This window comes from Arthrobacter sp. K5, assembly GCF_040448525.1.
GTDB classification, from domain to species: Bacteria; Actinomycetota; Actinomycetes; order Actinomycetales; family Micrococcaceae; genus Arthrobacter; species Arthrobacter globiformis.
Genome location: NZ_CP159279.1, coordinates 3,988,561 through 4,004,417, shown reverse-complemented (window position 1 = coordinate 4,004,417; position 15,857 = coordinate 3,988,561). Strand labels below are relative to the sequence as shown.

Here is a 15,857-nt window from a genome sequence, read left to right as displayed (position 1 = left end):
GGTGTCCAGACCCCGCGGGTAACAGGGATCAGGGAAGGCCAGCGGTGCCGCCCGAGGTGACCAGAAGGTCCCCGACCTGGCAGTCCAAGGCGTCACAGATGGCTGTCAGGGTGGAGAACCTGATCGCTTTGGCCCTGTCGTTTTTCAGCACCGACAGGTTCACCAGGCTGACACCGACGCGCTTGCTCAGTTCGGTCAGGGTCATCCCGCGGTCTGCCAGCAGCTCGTCGAGCCGGCAATGGATTCCTGTTGTTTCGTCCGCCGGCATCAGACCAGGCCCTCGGTGTCCTTCTGCAGCCGCCGCCCCAACTGAAAGACCCCGGCCACGAGAATTAAGGCGATGCCCAGCACCAGCGGACCGACGTTGAAGTCCAGGGAGAAGATGTAGGACTCCCCCGGCGCGTGCCCGTCCGCTCCGATCAGGCCTGCCAGCCAGCTCCGCGCAAGAGAATCGAGTATCTGCCCCACGGTCCCGGTCACAGCGAGGACGGTTCCCCCGGCACCAACAAGCCACGCAGAGCCAGGGGTGAAGAGAATCTCGCTACGAAGCCGGTAGGCCAGCAGGAAGATCAGCGCCAGAACGGCCAGGATACCTGTCTGGTTCAGTGCCTCCGCCCAGCCCAGCAGCGCCGCCGGGCCGGAAGGAAGGACCGGGATGGTCGCATCCAGGGCCGTGTATTCCCCGGTAGCCCCCAGCGACAATCCGGACGCCGTCTGGCGCGGCGTTGCCACAGGAAGCGTGAGCGTAACCTGCTCCGCAGAGGAGGCAACGATGCCCGACACCGTCAGGGCCGTCGTCGCGACTGCCGCCGCCGCCGAGGCAACCATCAGGAATAGCGCATCGGTTCTGGACACAATCTGCTTCCGGCCTGACGCCTCAGCGGCGCTCTTGTAAATTTTCACCCGTCCCCCAGTTATCGAAACTCGTTAATAACGACAATCGATAACATAGGGCTTTCACAAGCCGGCGTCAATTGCCAGTGCACCAGACTGCCGCCCTTACCAGGGCAAAAAGGAGCCCGCCGGGACGGCCGGATGATCCGTGGTCGGCGGGCTCCTTAGGGTAAATGCCCTGGCCTTAGGCCGCCGGCACGTCGAACCGCTGCCCTTCGGGCTTTGACGGCAGGATGGTCAGGACCAGCAGTGCAATGGCCCCAAGGAACGGCACAAGCCCCAGCAGCACAAGCCAGCCGCTCACGTTTACATCGTGAAGGCGCCGCACAGTCAATGCCAGGGAAGGAACAATGGTCGCCAGTCCCCAGATGATGGCCACGACGAGGCCAACCGTGGCGCCCGGACCGGGCACCGCAGTACCGTTGGCGGCCACAGTTGCTCCAGCCGAACCTCCTACGGCCGTGATGATGTTGATGATGATGCCGACCACGGCCGCGACGAGCACCCACCACCAGTACTCACTCCGGCTGGCCCTACCCGAGAACGTGGCGTACTTCTTGAAAAACCGGCGGACTGCCACAGGAAAGGGCGCCCCGTAATACGGTGCCCAAAGCGGCGGCTCGCCGGCTGCTGCCTGGTAAGCCTGCTGCTGCGGATATTGCTGATAGCTCATGGATTTCCCCCCCACGGGTTCTGAGTTATGAGACCAGCTCATCCTAGGGGCCAAACTCCCGGATCCCCCGCGTGATGGAGAAAATTTACTGCGAATTTCACTTCGTGAATGGATAAATGCGGGAATCTCACATTCCCCGGGCCCACTGACGCCCGAGACTGGACGCCAGCAATGAACTGACCATCGACACGATCCTCGCGCAGGCTTAACCTTTCCTCGCTGGGACCCGACAACGACGACGGTGAGGTGCGAAATGGGAACCCGGGAAGATGTTGATTTGGTACGGCGGGGTTACGAAGCGTTTGGTGCAGGTGACATGGACACTCTTCGCGGCCTGTTCGCGGAGGACGCAGTATGGCATCTGGGAGGCAGCGGCGGGCTGTCCGGTGACAAGCAGGGCCTGGACGCCATCCTTGCATACTTCGGCGAACTGTTCACACGATCCGACGGCACCATCAAAGTCGATTTGGATGATCTGATTGGCGGGGAAAAGCACACCATTGGATTCCAGAGGGTGCACGCGCAACGCAACGGCGCTGCCATCGACCAGCGCACTGTCATCGTCTTCGCATTAAAAGACGGCAAAGTCAGCGAGGTATACGAATTCCCGGAGGACACCGCCAAGGCCGCCGATTTCTGGTCCTGAGAATTTGGTTTTCCTCTGGCGAGTACATGCACGACGACGGCGGCCAGCCGGCTTTCCGTCTGTTTTCAACCGCGCGAATCAACCGGGCGCCGCTACGCGACGTCGTCGGCGATGCTCCGGTCCGACAGGTGGGCCAGCAGGGCCCTTTCCGGATTTCCCGGGTTTTCCTCGAGGTGGCGCAACAGGCTAGTGCGCACGTCGGGCCCCGTGGCAACCGCGGAAAGAACATCGACGATGACGTCCATGACCTGACGGCGTATCGTCCAGTCGTCCGAAGCGTACGTCATGAGCACTTCCTCACCGGCCGCGAGCCCTTTGCCCCGGGTGTTCTTGCGATCGATGCTGTTCCCACGATCGATCGTCGCTCCCGCTGTTCCCGCCTGGCCGCGAAAATGCGGGAACCAGTGGGGGCCGGCCCATGTCTGGGCCGGCCCCCACTGCGGATCCCTGTGTCACGAAGTCAGGTCAGACCCGGCTTCTGCGTGTTACGGCGCCGTAGATCAGCAACACAATAACGGCGCCGAGGATGGACAACAGCCAGGTCCTCAGGTCGAAGAAATCACCCAGGCCACCACCGAAGATCAGCGAACCGATCCAGCCGCCGAGGATAGCCCCGACGACACCCAAGACGAGGGTGACAATCCAACCGCCGCCCTGCCTCCCGGGAAGAATGGCTTTTGCAATGGCCCCCGCAATCAGACCGAGCAGGAGAAATCCAAGAATTCCCATGACGCACTTTCCTTTCCACCAGACAGGTACCGCGGGTGTGGCACCAGCTATAGAGATGAGTTAATCAGCAGGCTTAGTAGCTGGCAAGCACCCGGTGCCCGTGCCCCGAAAATTCTCTTGTCAGGCCTGCGGGGCGGTGCTATAAAAATCGGTATCACCAGCATCGGAACTGAGGTCAAGGAGGGGTCCCCGGCAGCAAGTCAACGCCTCATGGACCGGGACGGGATACCGGTAAACGCAAAGCTGCTTATTGGGCGGTGAGCTTATCGAGAACGCCACAGCGCATAATGCGCACGTGCAGCAACATCAGCGTGCGGATCCTCATCCCGCTAAGTGGTCCCCGGCTGCAGGAGCAGCCGGGGACCACATCACCTCAGCTGCAGAGAGTTCCGCAGCATCCGGAGTCATTGAGCTGGTTGTGGTGATTTCACGTGGACCAGGCGACAATCGTCAACTATGCCCTCGGCTATATTGCCGTTGCCGTAGCCGTTTTTCTTATGTTCCTGCCGGCACTCGCTGTTTTTGGCCTGCTTCTGCTCGGGGCCGGCGCCGTGCAGGTGGTCGTTCTACTCATCCATGCAATGGCTGCTGGCCTCTACCGAGCTGCCCTCAGGATGTACCAGCACCTGCGGGACAGGTGGCAGAGCAGCCATGGTGGCAGACTAGCCGCCCACTAGAGCGGAACCGCGCCCGGAGGAATGCGTCGGGCCGGAACGCCGCCTGTGCTGGGGCATGCTCAAACCTGCGCGCCGAAACATATGATGGCTCTCATGGAGGAGGAACTGGAGCGCACCGCCCAGGCCCTGTACGCGCTTCCCTTCGACGAGTTCGTCGCCGCCCGCACTGCCGCAGCCAAGGATGCCGCCGCATCCAACAAGACCCTTGCCCAGGCGATCCGGACCCTGCCGAAGCCTTCGGTGGCCGCCTGGACCATCAACATGCTGGCGCATCACAACCCCGACGCCGTTCAGCGGCTCAGGACCCTCGGACAGACGATGCAGGAGGCTCAGGCGTCACTCGATGCCGCAGCCTTGAGGGAACTCGCCAAGGAACGGCGGAAGCTCCTCGGCACCGCTGTGGGTGAAGCACGGCTCGCCGCTGAAAAGCAGGGCCGGAAGATCAGCGGCGCAGTTGCCACCGAAGTGGAAGCGACACTGCGGGCCGCAACTGCGGATCTGGCGGCTGGCGCCGCCATCGAAAGCGGGCTCTTACTCCGCGGACTGTCAGCCGACGGCGTGGACCAGGTTGATGTCAGTGACGCCGTGGCGGTTCCGTCCGCTCTCGGCAAGCTGCCGCCGCCGCTCCCGCGGCCCAGTGGAACGCAGCGCCCCTCTGGTGAAGTACCGAAAGGTCGCCGGAGGGAACCAACCGCCGCAACGGCTCCGCCCGCTCAGCGCACACGGACCCAGACTCGGAAGGCCGGGGCCCGGACGGACAGCGATGCCGACGCCGTAGAGCCCGAGAAGCCGCGCCTCCATGCGGTCCGCACCGCTCCCCGCCCGGTCACACCGTCACTGTTGGAGAAGGCCCAGGCGGCGCTGGCAGAGGCCGAGGAAGCGGCCGCTGAGGCCGCAGATGAGGCCGCGCGCCGCGCCCGGGCCCAGGAGGAAGCCGCGGCAGCCTTCGTCCAGCTCACTGCGGACGTCAACGAGGCACGGCAGCGGCTCCGGGCCCTGGAGCTCTCGCTCGATGCCGCGCGCAAGGACCGCGAGACGGCTGCCGCCGAGGCGAAGCAGTACGCCCGGGCAGCGGAGAAAAGCGAGCGGTCGGCCGTGCTGGCGAAGGAACGTGTGCTCCGGCTCCGCAACACGCCGGACTGAACTGCCAAAAATGTCAGACCCCGGTTGCACGATGGAGCCATGGAAATTAATCAGGAGTTCCACGTAACCTACTTCGACGCCGACTGCGGCCGGATCCGCACGGAGGTCTTCGACACTGTGGCGGCAGCTGAGCGTTTCGCCAGCCGCAGCATCACGGACGAGGACAGCTGGGCCATCGTCGACGCCGTCGCCGTCCAGCAGGAACAGCTCGCCGCCTAAGCCGCAAAGCCTGCCCAGCCAGGCCCGAACAGCCCGGCCCGGTCAACCCGGCCCGAACAGCCCGGCCCGGTCAACGCTGAGAGGCCCCGCCCCGTCCGCTTGAGCGAACACGGCGGGGCCTCTCAGCGGCCACCTGGGAATTAGGCGAAGTCAGAGACAGCCGGGTCGGGGCCGATCCTGCCAGTTCCTTCCGCGGTGCGGTCCAGGCCGTTGATGGCTTCAACGTCCTCGGCGTCCAGAGTGACGTTCAGGGCGTCGAAGTTCTCGCGGATTCTGGACTCCGTGACGGACTTGGGGATGACGACGTTTCCGATGGCGAGGTGCCAGGCGATGACCACCTGCGCCGGAGTGGCGTCGTGCTTCTGTGCGATGCCGGCAATAATCGGGTCCTCGAGGAGCTCGCCGCCCTGGCCCAGCGGAGACCAGGCCTGGGTCAGGATGCCCTGGGAGGCATTGAATTCGCGCAGTTCCGGCTGGCTGAAGTACGGGTGCAGTTCCACCTGGTTGATGGCGGGAACCACGCCGGTCTCGTCGATGATCCGCTGCAGGCCTTCGATGGTGAAGTTTGAGACACCGATGGACTTGACCCTGCCGCGCTTCTGAAGTTCGATCAGCGCCTTCCACGTGTCCACGTACTTGTCCTGCTTGGGCTGAAGCCAGTGGATGAGGTAGAGGTCCAGTGTTTCAAGGCCCAGGCGCTCCAGTGACTCCTCGAACGCGGCAAGCGTTGATTCGTAGCCCTGGTCGGAGTTCCACAGCTTGGTGGTGATGAAAATTTCCTCGGCCGACAGCCCGGAGCTCGCGATCGCGCGGCCGACGCCGGATTCGTTGCCGTAGATCTTGGCGGTGTCGATGTGGCGGAACCCGGCCTGGAATGCCTGGAAGACAACCTTCTCGGCGACGTCGTCTTCAACCTGCCACACCCCGTAGCCCAGCTGGGGAATGGTGTTGCCGTCATTGAATGTCAGTGTTGGTGAAGAAGTCATTTGTCCATCCTGCCAACAATCAAACTCGGAGCGCATGGAATATGACGAAGCTAAGCTAGCCGCGTAACGGCCCGGCACGGGGAATATTTCGGGGCAGGGGAAAATACAGGCCGGTCACGACTCCGAAAGGAGCCGTTCGGCGTCGGCCACCTGCTCAAAGACAGTTTCCGCCCGGCGCCAGACCGAGGCCGCCCCGACGGGCACCGGACCCACGGCGAGCCGGAGCATCGCGGCCGCCTCGGCGGTGGCGGCCAGCGAATTGCCCGCTTTGGACAGCGAACGGTGAACTCCGGACAGGGCGTGCGGAATATCCAGGCCCTCGCTGGGTGACCGCCGTTGCGCCTCAACACAGATCTCCCGGACACGGCCGGAGAGGCCTGCCAGCTGGTTGGCTATTTCGACCAGTTCTCCATAGAGCTGCTCGTCCTCCACGCCCTCGAGCACCTGGTGGTACCGGTCAAGGCCGCGGTGGAACCGATCGTGGGCTCGGCGCCACAAGCCCTTGCCAAGTTCCGCGTCGTCTTTCCGCCCTTGCCGGGCGGCCGTGAAAAATCCCAAAGAGGCCTACAAGTACTGGCCGGGGCCGTGGTCGGGGTCTTCCTTCCGGCCCGGGTGCAGCGGGTCGGTGCCGGGCTGGGATGCCTTGGCACGCTGCGGCTCGCCGTTTTCACCAATGACGACGCCGGGGGCGATGACGGTCCCCGGCGGAAGCTGCCGGAGCTGCATCTGGGCCATCGTGTGTTCCCGGGCCGCGTGCTGGGCTGCGATCGCCGTCTGGATGCCATGGAACAGGCCTTCCAGCCAGCCCACCAGCTGGGCCTGGGCGATCCGCAGTTCGGCGTCCGAGGGGGTGCCATCCTCCGGGAAGGGCAGGCTGATCCGTTCCAGCTCCTGCACCAGTTCCGGCGCCAGGCCGTCCTCAAGCTCCTTGATGGAGCGCTCGTGGATCTCCGCCAGGCGGCCCCGTGCGGCGTCGTCCAAGGGCGCCGACTTCACCTCTTCGAGCAGTTGCCGGATCATGGTGCCGATCCGCATCACCTTGGCAGGCTCGTCCACTAGGTCCTGCAGGCTGGCATGTTTGGGCTGGCCGGCGTCGGCAGCGCGGTCGGCAGCTCCCGCATCAAGGGTGGTGCCCTCCACGGGCTCCTCGTCATCCTGCGGCGCGGAGGACGCCACGGAAGGCTCCGCGGCCTGCTGCGCAGCGGGCTGAATGCCGGGTTCGCCGGGCTGGGCGGCGGCCTGCGGACCGGCCGCCTGGGCGGGTTGAGTGTCTTCGGGATCGCTCATGCGTTCATACTCTCACGGGCCCGGAACGCGGAGTCCAGTCAATGAAGCTCCTTGACCAGGATTTCGCCTTCGTCCGTAGCGAAACCGCACTTGCGGTAAAAACCGACCGCATAGGTGTTGGCCGGGACCCACACTTCAGCCACGCCGTTGCTCCTCATCCAGGCTTCCATCTCCGCGACAAGCGCCCGGCCCATGCCCCGACGGCGCCACTGGGCATGGGTGCCCATCTCCATCAGCAGAAGCTCCGCCCAGGGGCCGGGCGTCCGGCGCCGCTGGATGCAGCAGTGCAGGAAACCCACGGTCTGTCCCCCGGCCTCCGCCAGCCAGAAGAGAACCGAGGGGTCCGCGAGGAAGTCCCGGGCGCCGTCGGGATCTAAGACCCCCGACGGCGCGGTGCCCGGATCCTCGTCAAAGAGGTTGTCCGTGGCCGCCAGTGCGACGAGCGCGCCGGCATCCGCCGGCCCGATCCTGCGGACGGCGAATCCGGCCGGCAGGGCACCCATGGTCAGCAGCACCTGCCCTGCGGGTTGGTGTCCTGGCGGTCGGTCCGGTCGCGCCAGAACGCCCGCTCGTCCATGGGCGGTGTGCCGTGGCCTGCCGCCGCATGGTGCTCCAGGTACTTGCGGTAAGCGTCAGCCCCCATGACTCCCTGCAGGTACTTCGCCAACCCGCGGAGGGCCTGCGCTACCGGGTGCAGCAGGCCACCCAATCCCGCACCGGCACTCATCAGTGATGGCCTGCCCGCTCAGCACGCATATTTGCCGGCACCTTGTTCCATTCCGCCATGAGCTCGCGTTCGGCAGAAGTGGGGATCAGCCCGGCGGGTGCGTACACCCGAGAGGGATGCGGCCGGTCCTCGTTATTGAGGTTCGGGACCCCTGCCGTCGTGTTCCGGAAGGCCTTCACGGTGGCCGCCACTGCGGTGATGATGACGATGATGCTCAGGACCACAAAGACGACGGACAGCCAGCCCTGGATCATGGTGTTGCGGACCACCGCTTCCATGGCCGCAGTGGTCTTTGCCGTGCCAAAGGAGGTCTTCCCGTCGGCCAGGGCCTTGCTGAAGGCGGCGTTGTTGGCGAAGTACCCCACCGCCGGGACGGAGGAGAAGATCTTGTGGATGCTTGCAGTGATGGTGACGACCGCCGTGAAGGCCAGCGGGACGGCAACAATCCACAGGTACCGGAAAGAGCCGCGCTTGGCCGCGATGGCCATGCACACCGCCAGCGCGATCGCGGCCAGCAGCTGGTTGGCGATGCCGAACAGCGGGAACAGGGTGTTGATGCCGCCCAGCGGGTCGGTGACACCCATCAGCAGCACCGCGCCCCAGGCGCCGACCATGATCGCCGTGCAGAGCCAGGCGCCGGGCCGCCATGACGCTTCCTTGAACCTCGGGGCAAAGTTCCCGATCGAATCCTGCAGCATGAACCGCGCAACGCGGGTTCCGGCGTCGACAGCGGTGAGGATGAACAGAGCCTCGAACATGATGGCGAAGTGGTACCAGAACGCCATCATGCCGGTGCCGCCGATGAACTGCTGCATGATGTGGGCAAGGCCCACGGCCAGGGTCGGTGCACCGCCGGAGCGCGAGACGATGCTTTCCTCGCCCACGTTGGAGGCGGTCTGGGCCAGGACATCGGGGGTGATGTTGACGCCGGCCAGGCCTAGTCCGTTGACCCACTGCGCCGCCGTCTCCACCGTTCCTCCGGTCAGTGCCGCGGGGGCGTTCATGGCGAAGTAGATCCCGCGGTCGATCGAAATGGCCGCCACGAGCGCCATGATGGCGACGAAGGATTCCATCAGCATTCCGCCGTAGCCGATGAAGCGGGTCTGCCGCTCCTTCTCGATGAGCTTGGGCGTGGTGCCGGAGGAGATCAGGGCGTGGAAGCCGGACAGCGCGCCGCAGGCGATGGTGACGAACAGGAACGGGAACAGTGCCCCGGAGAAGACCGGGCCGTTCTCGCGGCCGGCGAACTCGCTGAAGGCGGGAACGGTAATCTCGGGGCGCACCACGATGATGGCCACGGCGAGCATCGCGATCACGCCGATCTTCATGAACGTCGAGAGGTAGTCTCGCGGTGCGAGCAGGAGCCACACGGGCAGGATGGCGGCGATGAAGCCATAGACGATGAGGCCCCACGCGATGGTGACCTTGTCCAGGTGGAAGAACGCAGCACCCCATTCCGTGCCTGCCACTGCGCCGCCGCCGATGATGGCCGCCATGAGCAGCACGAAGCCGATGATTGAAACCTCCATGACCTTGCCCGGACGCAGGTACCGCAGGTACACGCCCATGAAAAGCGCGATCGGAATGGTCATGCCCACCGAGAAGACGCCCCAGGGGCTCTCCCCCAGGGCATTGACGACGACGAGCGCCAGGATCGCGACGATGATCACCATGATCAGCAGGGTGGCCACGAGGGCGGCGGTACCGCCGATGACGCCGAGCTCCTCGCGTGCCATTTGGCCGAGGGAACGGCCGCCGCGGCGCATGGAGAAGAACATGACCAGGTAATCCTGGACGGCGCCGGCGAGGACGACGCCGATGATGATCCAGATGGTGCCGGGGAGATACCCCATCTGGGCAGCGATAACGGGTCCCACAAGCGGGCCTGCTCCGGCGATGGCGGCGAAGTGGTGTCCGAAGAGGACGTTGCGGTCCGTACGGACGTAGTCCTTGCCGTCGGCCTTGTATTCGGCCGGCGTTGCGCGGCGGTCATCAGGCTTGAGCAGATACCGCTCAATGACCTTCGAGTAGAAGCGGTAGCCGATCAGGTAGGTGCACACCGAGGCAAACACGAACCAGATGGCGTTCACCGTTTCGCCTCTGACGACCGCCAGCATGAACCAGGCCACGCCGCCCAGGAGTGCGATGGCAACCCAGATGGCGATCTTCGCAGGGGTCCATCTGCGCTCCTCGGCGTCGCGGACCGCGTCATCAACGGACGCCGGCGGCAGCGATCCGTCGACGTCGGGATTCAGGTCCTCGGCCGCGGTTCGGGTCCCGTCCTCAGGCATGGTGCCCATGTCTCCTCCTTGAGATTCCCAGGTGGCACGGACTGTGCCACGGGCACCCTACCAACGGGTAGGGCTTCAATCGCGGTCATTTGCGGGGTGCTGGCCGAGGAATCGACGAGCGGTCGCGATACCGCGGTGAGCGGACGGCCTGCCGGGTTGTCCGCCGTCCGCCCCGGGCCGTCCGCCGTCCGCCCCGGGCCGGCAGTCAGGGCCAACCTAGCTGTCAGGAGCCGAGACGTCGCCGGGACACCGGCAGGCGGGCACGGGCAAAGACCCAGGCCAGTGCACTGCCTGTCAGCGGCACGCCAACGAGCAGCGCCAGCAGCGGCATCCAGGGAACGACGGGCTCTGCGAACATCCGGGTGGCCCCAATGAGGAGGACTGCGGGCACCACCCCGGCGGCCACTCCCAGCGAGGTGCCAAGGGACGCGGTCATGAGGGACTGCGCAGCGGCCAGTGCCTTCCGCAGCCGCGGCGGCGCCCCGACGCCGGCCAGCGTCATGTGGTCTGCCCGGGCATCGGCGAGCGCAAGTCCCGTGGTGATGCCGGCGGCGCTGAGTGTGATGAGTGCGCTGGTGCCAACGATCAGCCACAGCAGCTCAGACCCTGTTCGGTCCGCTCCCGGCTCAACGTAGAAGCCAAGGGCCTGGATCCGGTAGACCTGCGCGAGTGCCGCCGATGCGCGGTCCTGCTCAGCGGCTTCCGGGTAGGCGGACAGCTGGGCGAGCAGGACGGAATTGCCGACGTGCATGCCCGCCCTGGACGCGGTGCCCGGTGCGATGACTCCGTAGAACGGGACCGGCACCTCCGGCGCCTCGACGACGGCGGGCAGCACGGTGTTGCTCTGGGGCTTGTAGGAAACGGCGGGCCCGGGGCCGGGAACGGGCTGGCGAACGTCATAGGACTGGAGCGTGGTTTTCCCGTCCTTTTCGAAGACCGGGTTGCTGACCACCATTCCGCCGGTGTTCAGTGCCTCCACCGCGGCGGGGCTGGGCTCCCGGCCCAGCAGTGCCCGGAGCTCGTCGGCGCCGCCAACCACCACTGGCGGAAGCTGGCCCGCGGCGCCGGCGGGGAACATTGATCCGTTGCACCGCCAGTCCTTCCCGTCCAGGACGCGGCCCTGCGGCGTGGCGGGGCATTCCTGGCCGGCGGGCACGGCGAGCTTGTATTGCCGGCAGTCCACTCCGTCGTTAGTGGCGGGAAGGGATCCACCGGCGGACGCCTGCATGTTGCACTTGCTCAGCACCGGGCCCTTCAGGACCTGCGTCCACTGCACGGTTTCAAGCTCCCGATGCAGCGCCGCGGCTACGGCGGCCGGGTCAATCGGCGGGGCGGAGGCCGTCCCCGGTGCTTGGATTGGTGCGGTTTCCAGCGGCAGCGAGACTTGGTTCTCCTGTGCAGCCCACATGTGGGTGCGCTTCGCCTCCGCCATCTGGCTGGCGGAGAGGACCATCGCGGCACTGGCAAGCGTTGCGGCGGCGAGGACCGCCGCCACGGCAGGCACCGTGCGGCTCCGGTTCCTGGCAGAGTCCCGGGCGGCCATCCGCAGTGGAAGCGGCAGCCAGGCGGTGCGTGCAGTCAGGATTTTCACGAATGTCCCGGTGAGCAGCACCAGAGCCGCCACTGCCAGGATTGCGCCACCAGTGAGCAGAGCCGCGAGCAGCGGGGTGCGGGCAGCCACGGCGTCCAGGTCACCGGTCAGCCCCAGCGTCCGCCCGGCTGCCAGGCAGATGATGGCCACAACCAGCAGAAAGGCTCCCACCCGCGCCGGCCAGGTCCCCGAAGCAGCGAGGGAGCGGCCCGACTTCAATGCGCCGAGCAGCGCCTGCCGTGCAACCTGCCGCGCAGGAACCACAGCGGCCAGGAAGCATGCCAGCAGGCCCATGGCCATGGCCGCAACAGTCGGCAGGAGGTCCAGATGGATTCCGGGAAATCGGACGGAGCCCAGATGCCTGGCGACGCCCACTACCGCGGCAGCCCCGCCGGCCCCCAGCACGGCGCCGGCAACCACCGCGATGGTCCCAAGCCACAGCCCGGCGGCAGTCACCACCGCCCGGACCGTGGGTGCCTCCGCACCGCTTGCGGCCAGCAGGGCCAGCTCGCGGACCTGCCGTTTGGCGCCCACGGCAAACGCTGCGCCGGCCAGGAGGCCCACTTCGAGCAGGGCAAGTGCCCCGATCAGCACGCCGCCAATGTAGCCGGCGGCGGGCATGGCCCTGGCGTTGGCGGCAGCGCCCGACGTGACCGGCGGCTTCAGGGCCACGGCGCGTGACAGCACAGCGACGCCGGACTTGTTCAGGTCACGGATCTGGTCCCACGTGACGGGTTTTGGACCCATGAGGTAATACATCGTTTCGCCCAGCGGATTCCCCTGGGCAGCCGGCCTGTCGATTGCCGCCTGGCCTGGCTGGAGGAACAGAATGGGGTTGCCGTCCGAGTAGGTGGCATCCCGGACGGTGCCGACGACGGCGAAGGAGCCGTCCGCCGTCGTCATCCTGTCCCCGAGGCGGATCCCGAAGCGTTCCAGCGCTCCGGGCGAGACGAGGATTTCATCACGGGCGGCTGCCGGCCTGCCCTCCAGAAGGGTGTATTTGCCGGTGAAGGCGGGGTTCAGGGCGTCAACAGCTTTGGCCATCACCGGGACATCCGACGCGCCGCCAAGGGACGCGCGGGCCCGGACCATGAGTGTGAGCTGCGTTTCGGTGAGGACTTCGTAGCCGGCGGGGATGGCATCCCTCGGATTTCGCGGTGTGAAGTCGGGGTCGACGGTGAAGTTCCGCGTCATGGTTGCCGTCTCCAGCACGGGATCCTGCACCGTCTCGGCGTTGGAGGCGGGCATGCTGCGGAGCCGCGCCTGGGTGCTGCCCAGCTGGTACTGCACCCGTTCCGCAGGCGTTTCCTGCATGCTTTGCGCTAGGGCCGCGGCACCGGTCATGCCGGCCACGGGCAGCAGGATCAGCAAAATGATCAGCAGGGAGCGGCCGCGGTGCCGGCTGATGTCCCGGCGCGCCATCCGAAGGGCAAGACCGAAACTGTGCCACCGGCCGTGGGGCACGGGCGCAACGTCAAGGGCCATCTCAGCCGGCCGGCGCCAGGAGAACCGCGGGATCGTGCATGGCCGTTGCCTCATCCACAATCCGGCCGTCGCGGATGAACACCACGCGGTCCGCCCACGCGGCATGGCGGGCCTCGTGCGTGACCAGCATGACCGCGGCGCCGTCGTCGGCCCGGGAGCGGAGCACTTCCATCACGCCGTGGCCGGTGGTGGAATCCAGCGCACCGGTGGGTTCGTCGGCAAGGATCAGCCGGCGGCTCCCCACGATGGCGCGTGCGATGGCCACACGCTGCTGCTGCCCGCCGGACATTTCATCCATGAACCGGTCCGCGAGCCCGGGGATCCCCACCTGCCGCAGTGCATCCAGTGCCTGCCGGTGCGCTTTCCTGGCCGGCACGCCGTCGAGTTCGAGCGGCAGTGCGACATTTTCCACGGCCGACAGCGTCGGGACCAGGTTGAAGTCCTGGAAGACGTAGCCCACGGCACGGCGGCGGAGCCGTGCCAGCGCGTTCAGTCCCAGCCCCGCCAAGGGCGTTGACTCCACAAAGACGCCGCCCGACGTCGGCCGGTCCAGTCCGCCGGCCAGCGCCAGGAGGGATGATTTTCCGGAGCCGGATGGCCCCATCACCGCAACGAATTCCCCGGCGTTGATGGTGAGGTCCACATCCCGCAGGGCGGCAACGGCCGTCGCTCCCTGCCCGAACGTCCTGCTGACCTTGGCGAGCTCAAGGACCTGTTGCGGTCCCTGCACGCTCACCGGCGGTTCTCCGCTGTGCGCGGGGCAGCCTCTTGCGCAGTGACCCCGTTGGACGGTTTACGTGCTTGGCTGCGCGTCCCGGAGGCCTGTGCAAGCTGCACCATCCTGGCCTCGCACAGGTCAAGCCAGCGGATCTCGGCCTCCGTCTGGAAGATCAGCGAATCCAGCACCAGCAGCCAGGCCGTGTCCGCCGCCCGCTGGTTGGCCGCGGTGTCCCGCCGGGACTTCGTGTAGTCCTGCAGGGCGCGCATGGAAGCGGCGCGCTGGGCCTGGATGATGGCTGCCACGTCCACCCCGGGCAGGGTGACGGCGAGCGCCAGCTTGATGGCGAGCTCGTTCCGCGGCGGATTGCTGCGTTCCACCGGTGTCGCAAACCAGCCCTGGACCTCTGCCCGGCCCGCATCGGTGATGCTGTAGACGACGTGGCCTTCGCCGTCGCCGCCGTCGTTGCTGACAAGGCCGTCACGTTCCAGCCGGTCGAGGGTGGTGTAGACCTGCCCGATGTTCAGCGGCCAGGTGGAGCCTGTGCGGTCTTCGAATTCGACCCTGAGCTGGTAGCCGTAACGCGGCTGGTCCTGCAGGAGGGCGAGGAGGCTGTGGCGGATGGACATCGGGCTCCTTGGCTGGAAGTCGGCGGCATGCACGCGCCCCCAAGACGCGTGCATACCGCGTATGCCCAGAGCCTAGTACGATCCCGGGCGAATCGCAATACTGAGTATCTACCGCCAGGTGCGCGGTTACATCACCAGCAGGACCTTGCCCACGTGCTCGCCGGAGTCGAAGTACTTGTGGGCCGCCCTGGCCTGGTCCAGTGGAAAGGTCTTGGCCACCAGCGGGTGGATCCGCCCGTCAGCAATGAGGGGCCACACGGAGTCCCTGACCGCCGTCATGATGACGCCCTTCTCCGCAGCCGGCCGGGGCCGGAGCGCTGTTGCCACGACGGCCGCACGTTTGCGCAGCAGCTGTCCGAGGTCCAACTCCCCCTTGGCGCCTCCCTGCAGCCCGATGACGACGAGCCGGCCGTAATCCGCCAGGGCGTCGACGTTCTTCTGCAGGTACTTGCCGCCGACCACGTCCAGGATGACATCGGCACCCTTGCCCCCGTTCTGCGCGCGGAGGCTTTCGGCGAAGTCTTCCTCCGCATAGTTGATGGCGATGTCGGCACCAAGGAATGCCTTGGCGGTGCTGACTTTTTCGTCGGTGCCCGCGGTGGCTGCCACGGTAGCGCCCAACGCCTTGGCCAACTGGATGGCCATGGTGCCGATGCCTCCCGTGGCGCCGTGGATCAGGACGGTCTCCCCCGGCTGCAACTGCGCGGTCATGACCAAATTCGAGTACACGGTGGCCGCCACCTCAGGCAGGGCGGCAGCGGTGACCAGGTCGACGCCGTCGGGAATCCTCAGCACCTGTTCCGAGGGCACCGCGACCTGCTGCGCATAGCCGCCGCCGGACAGCAGCGCCACGACTTTGTCCCCGATGGAAAACGGCTTGGTCACGCCGGGGCCGAAGCCCGCGATCCTGCCGGAAACCTCCAGCCCGGGAATCTCCGAGGCACCCGGCGGGGGCGGGTAGTAGCCTCTCCGCTGCTGGACGTCGGCGCGGTTCAGACCCGCCGCCACAACGTCGATGAGGACCTCACCCTGGCCCGGCTGCGGAGCCGGGACCTCACGGATTTCCAGCACTTCCGGCCCGCCGGGCTCCGAGATAAAGACGGCTTTCATGGCGAACTCCCGATTTCTAGCTGATTCCTGCCCCAAAAATACTGTGCACCGG

Annotated in this window: 19 protein-coding genes; 4 read left to right on the top strand and 15 right to left on the bottom strand. The window is 66.3% G+C overall.

Annotation, left to right across the window (positions count from 1 at the left end):
• Window positions 1-28: 28 nt before the first annotated feature.
• The 3 genes from ABRP34_RS18280 to ABRP34_RS18270 form a co-directional block, all read right to left on the bottom strand.
• The gene (locus ABRP34_RS18280; RefSeq protein WP_003801193.1) at window positions 29-268 is read right to left on the bottom strand and encodes a helix-turn-helix transcriptional regulator; all 240 of its coding nucleotides are present in this window, start codon (window positions 266-268) and stop codon (window positions 29-31) included.
• Window positions 268-855, bottom strand: coding sequence for a hypothetical protein (locus tag ABRP34_RS18275; protein WP_353711256.1), 588 nt, complete (start codon window positions 853-855; stop codon window positions 268-270). Before ABRP34_RS18275 ends, ABRP34_RS18280 begins: the two co-directional genes overlap by 1 nt.
• Before the next feature lie 223 nt (window positions 856-1,078).
• Window positions 1,079-1,567, bottom strand: a complete 489-nt coding sequence (locus ABRP34_RS18270; RefSeq protein ID WP_003801198.1) for a DUF805 domain-containing protein — start codon at window positions 1,565-1,567, stop codon at window positions 1,079-1,081.
• 316 nt (window positions 1,568-1,883) lie between these two features.
• On the opposite strand from ABRP34_RS18270, the gene ABRP34_RS18265 reads away from it, so the two are divergent.
• Window positions 1,884-2,213, top strand: coding sequence for a nuclear transport factor 2 family protein (locus tag ABRP34_RS18265; RefSeq protein ID WP_245531503.1), 330 nt, complete (start codon window positions 1,884-1,886; stop codon window positions 2,211-2,213).
• 92 nt (window positions 2,214-2,305) lie between these two features.
• On the opposite strand, the gene ABRP34_RS18260 is transcribed toward ABRP34_RS18265, so the two are convergent.
• Entirely contained in the window at window positions 2,306-2,500 is a 195-nt protein-coding gene (locus tag ABRP34_RS18260; protein WP_353711255.1) for a hypothetical protein, read from the bottom strand.
• Between the two features lie 178 nt (window positions 2,501-2,678).
• On the bottom strand, window positions 2,679-2,942 hold the full coding sequence (locus ABRP34_RS18255; protein WP_003801204.1) for a GlsB/YeaQ/YmgE family stress response membrane protein: 264 nt from the start codon (window positions 2,940-2,942) through the stop codon (window positions 2,679-2,681).
• 431 nt (window positions 2,943-3,373) lie between these two features.
• Between ABRP34_RS18255 and ABRP34_RS18250 the strand changes: the two genes are divergently transcribed.
• From ABRP34_RS18250 to ABRP34_RS18240, 3 genes are all read left to right on the top strand, one after another.
• A complete protein-coding gene (locus ABRP34_RS18250) occupies window positions 3,374-3,619 on the top strand; it encodes a hypothetical protein (protein ID WP_353711254.1) in 246 nt (81 codons plus the stop codon).
• Window positions 3,620-3,712: 93 nt separating this feature from the next.
• Window positions 3,713-4,762 carry a hypothetical protein gene (locus ABRP34_RS18245; RefSeq protein ID WP_353711253.1) on the top strand — a complete coding sequence of 350 codons (1,050 nt, stop codon included), beginning with the start codon at window positions 3,713-3,715 and terminating at the stop codon, window positions 4,760-4,762.
• Window positions 4,763-4,801: 39 nt separating this feature from the next.
• Complete coding sequence (locus tag ABRP34_RS18240) at window positions 4,802-4,981, top strand: hypothetical protein (RefSeq protein WP_003801210.1); 180 nt, start codon at window positions 4,802-4,804, stop codon at window positions 4,979-4,981.
• A 140-nt stretch (window positions 4,982-5,121) separates the two neighbouring features.
• Here ABRP34_RS18240 and ABRP34_RS18235 read toward each other — a convergent pair whose 3' ends face one another.
• The 10 genes from ABRP34_RS18235 to ABRP34_RS18190 form a co-directional block, all read right to left on the bottom strand.
• Window positions 5,122-5,967 carry an aldo/keto reductase gene (locus tag ABRP34_RS18235; RefSeq protein ID WP_353711252.1) on the bottom strand — a complete coding sequence of 282 codons (846 nt, stop codon included), beginning with the start codon at window positions 5,965-5,967 and terminating at the stop codon, window positions 5,122-5,124.
• 114 nt (window positions 5,968-6,081) lie between these two features.
• Window positions 6,082-6,525, bottom strand: coding sequence for a hypothetical protein (locus tag ABRP34_RS18230; RefSeq protein ID WP_353711251.1), 444 nt, complete (start codon window positions 6,523-6,525; stop codon window positions 6,082-6,084).
• A gap of 6 nt (window positions 6,526-6,531) precedes the next feature.
• Window positions 6,532-7,254: a bacterial proteasome activator family protein gene (locus ABRP34_RS18225; RefSeq protein ID WP_353711250.1), complete on the bottom strand. Its 723-nt coding sequence runs from the start codon at window positions 7,252-7,254 to the stop codon at window positions 6,532-6,534.
• 38 nt (window positions 7,255-7,292) lie between these two features.
• On the bottom strand, window positions 7,293-7,757 hold the full coding sequence (locus ABRP34_RS18220) for a GNAT family N-acetyltransferase (RefSeq protein ID WP_003801218.1): 465 nt from the start codon (window positions 7,755-7,757) through the stop codon (window positions 7,293-7,295).
• Window positions 7,758-7,759: 2 nt separating this feature from the next.
• Complete coding sequence (locus ABRP34_RS18215) at window positions 7,760-7,981, bottom strand: YbdD/YjiX family protein (protein ID WP_353711249.1); 222 nt, start codon at window positions 7,979-7,981, stop codon at window positions 7,760-7,762.
• Window positions 7,981-10,272 carry a carbon starvation CstA family protein gene (locus ABRP34_RS18210; protein ID WP_353713400.1) on the bottom strand — a complete coding sequence of 764 codons (2,292 nt, stop codon included), beginning with the start codon at window positions 10,270-10,272 and terminating at the stop codon, window positions 7,981-7,983. The genes ABRP34_RS18215 and ABRP34_RS18210 overlap by 1 nt, the downstream gene beginning before the upstream one ends.
• A 223-nt stretch (window positions 10,273-10,495) precedes the next feature.
• On the bottom strand, window positions 10,496-13,402 hold the full coding sequence (locus ABRP34_RS18205) for an FtsX-like permease family protein (RefSeq protein ID WP_353711248.1): 2,907 nt from the start codon (window positions 13,400-13,402) through the stop codon (window positions 10,496-10,498).
• On the bottom strand, window positions 13,350-14,084 hold the full coding sequence (locus ABRP34_RS18200) for an ABC transporter ATP-binding protein (RefSeq protein WP_003801227.1): 735 nt from the start codon (window positions 14,082-14,084) through the stop codon (window positions 13,350-13,352). The genes ABRP34_RS18205 and ABRP34_RS18200 overlap by 53 nt, the downstream gene beginning before the upstream one ends.
• A complete protein-coding gene (locus tag ABRP34_RS18195; RefSeq protein ID WP_353711247.1) occupies window positions 14,081-14,695 on the bottom strand; it encodes a PadR family transcriptional regulator in 615 nt (204 codons plus the stop codon). Before ABRP34_RS18195 ends, ABRP34_RS18200 begins: the two co-directional genes overlap by 4 nt.
• 126 nt (window positions 14,696-14,821) lie before the next feature.
• Complete coding sequence (locus ABRP34_RS18190; RefSeq protein ID WP_353711246.1) at window positions 14,822-15,805, bottom strand: NAD(P)H-quinone oxidoreductase; 984 nt, start codon at window positions 15,803-15,805, stop codon at window positions 14,822-14,824.
• Between the last annotated feature and the right edge of the window lie 52 nt (window positions 15,806-15,857).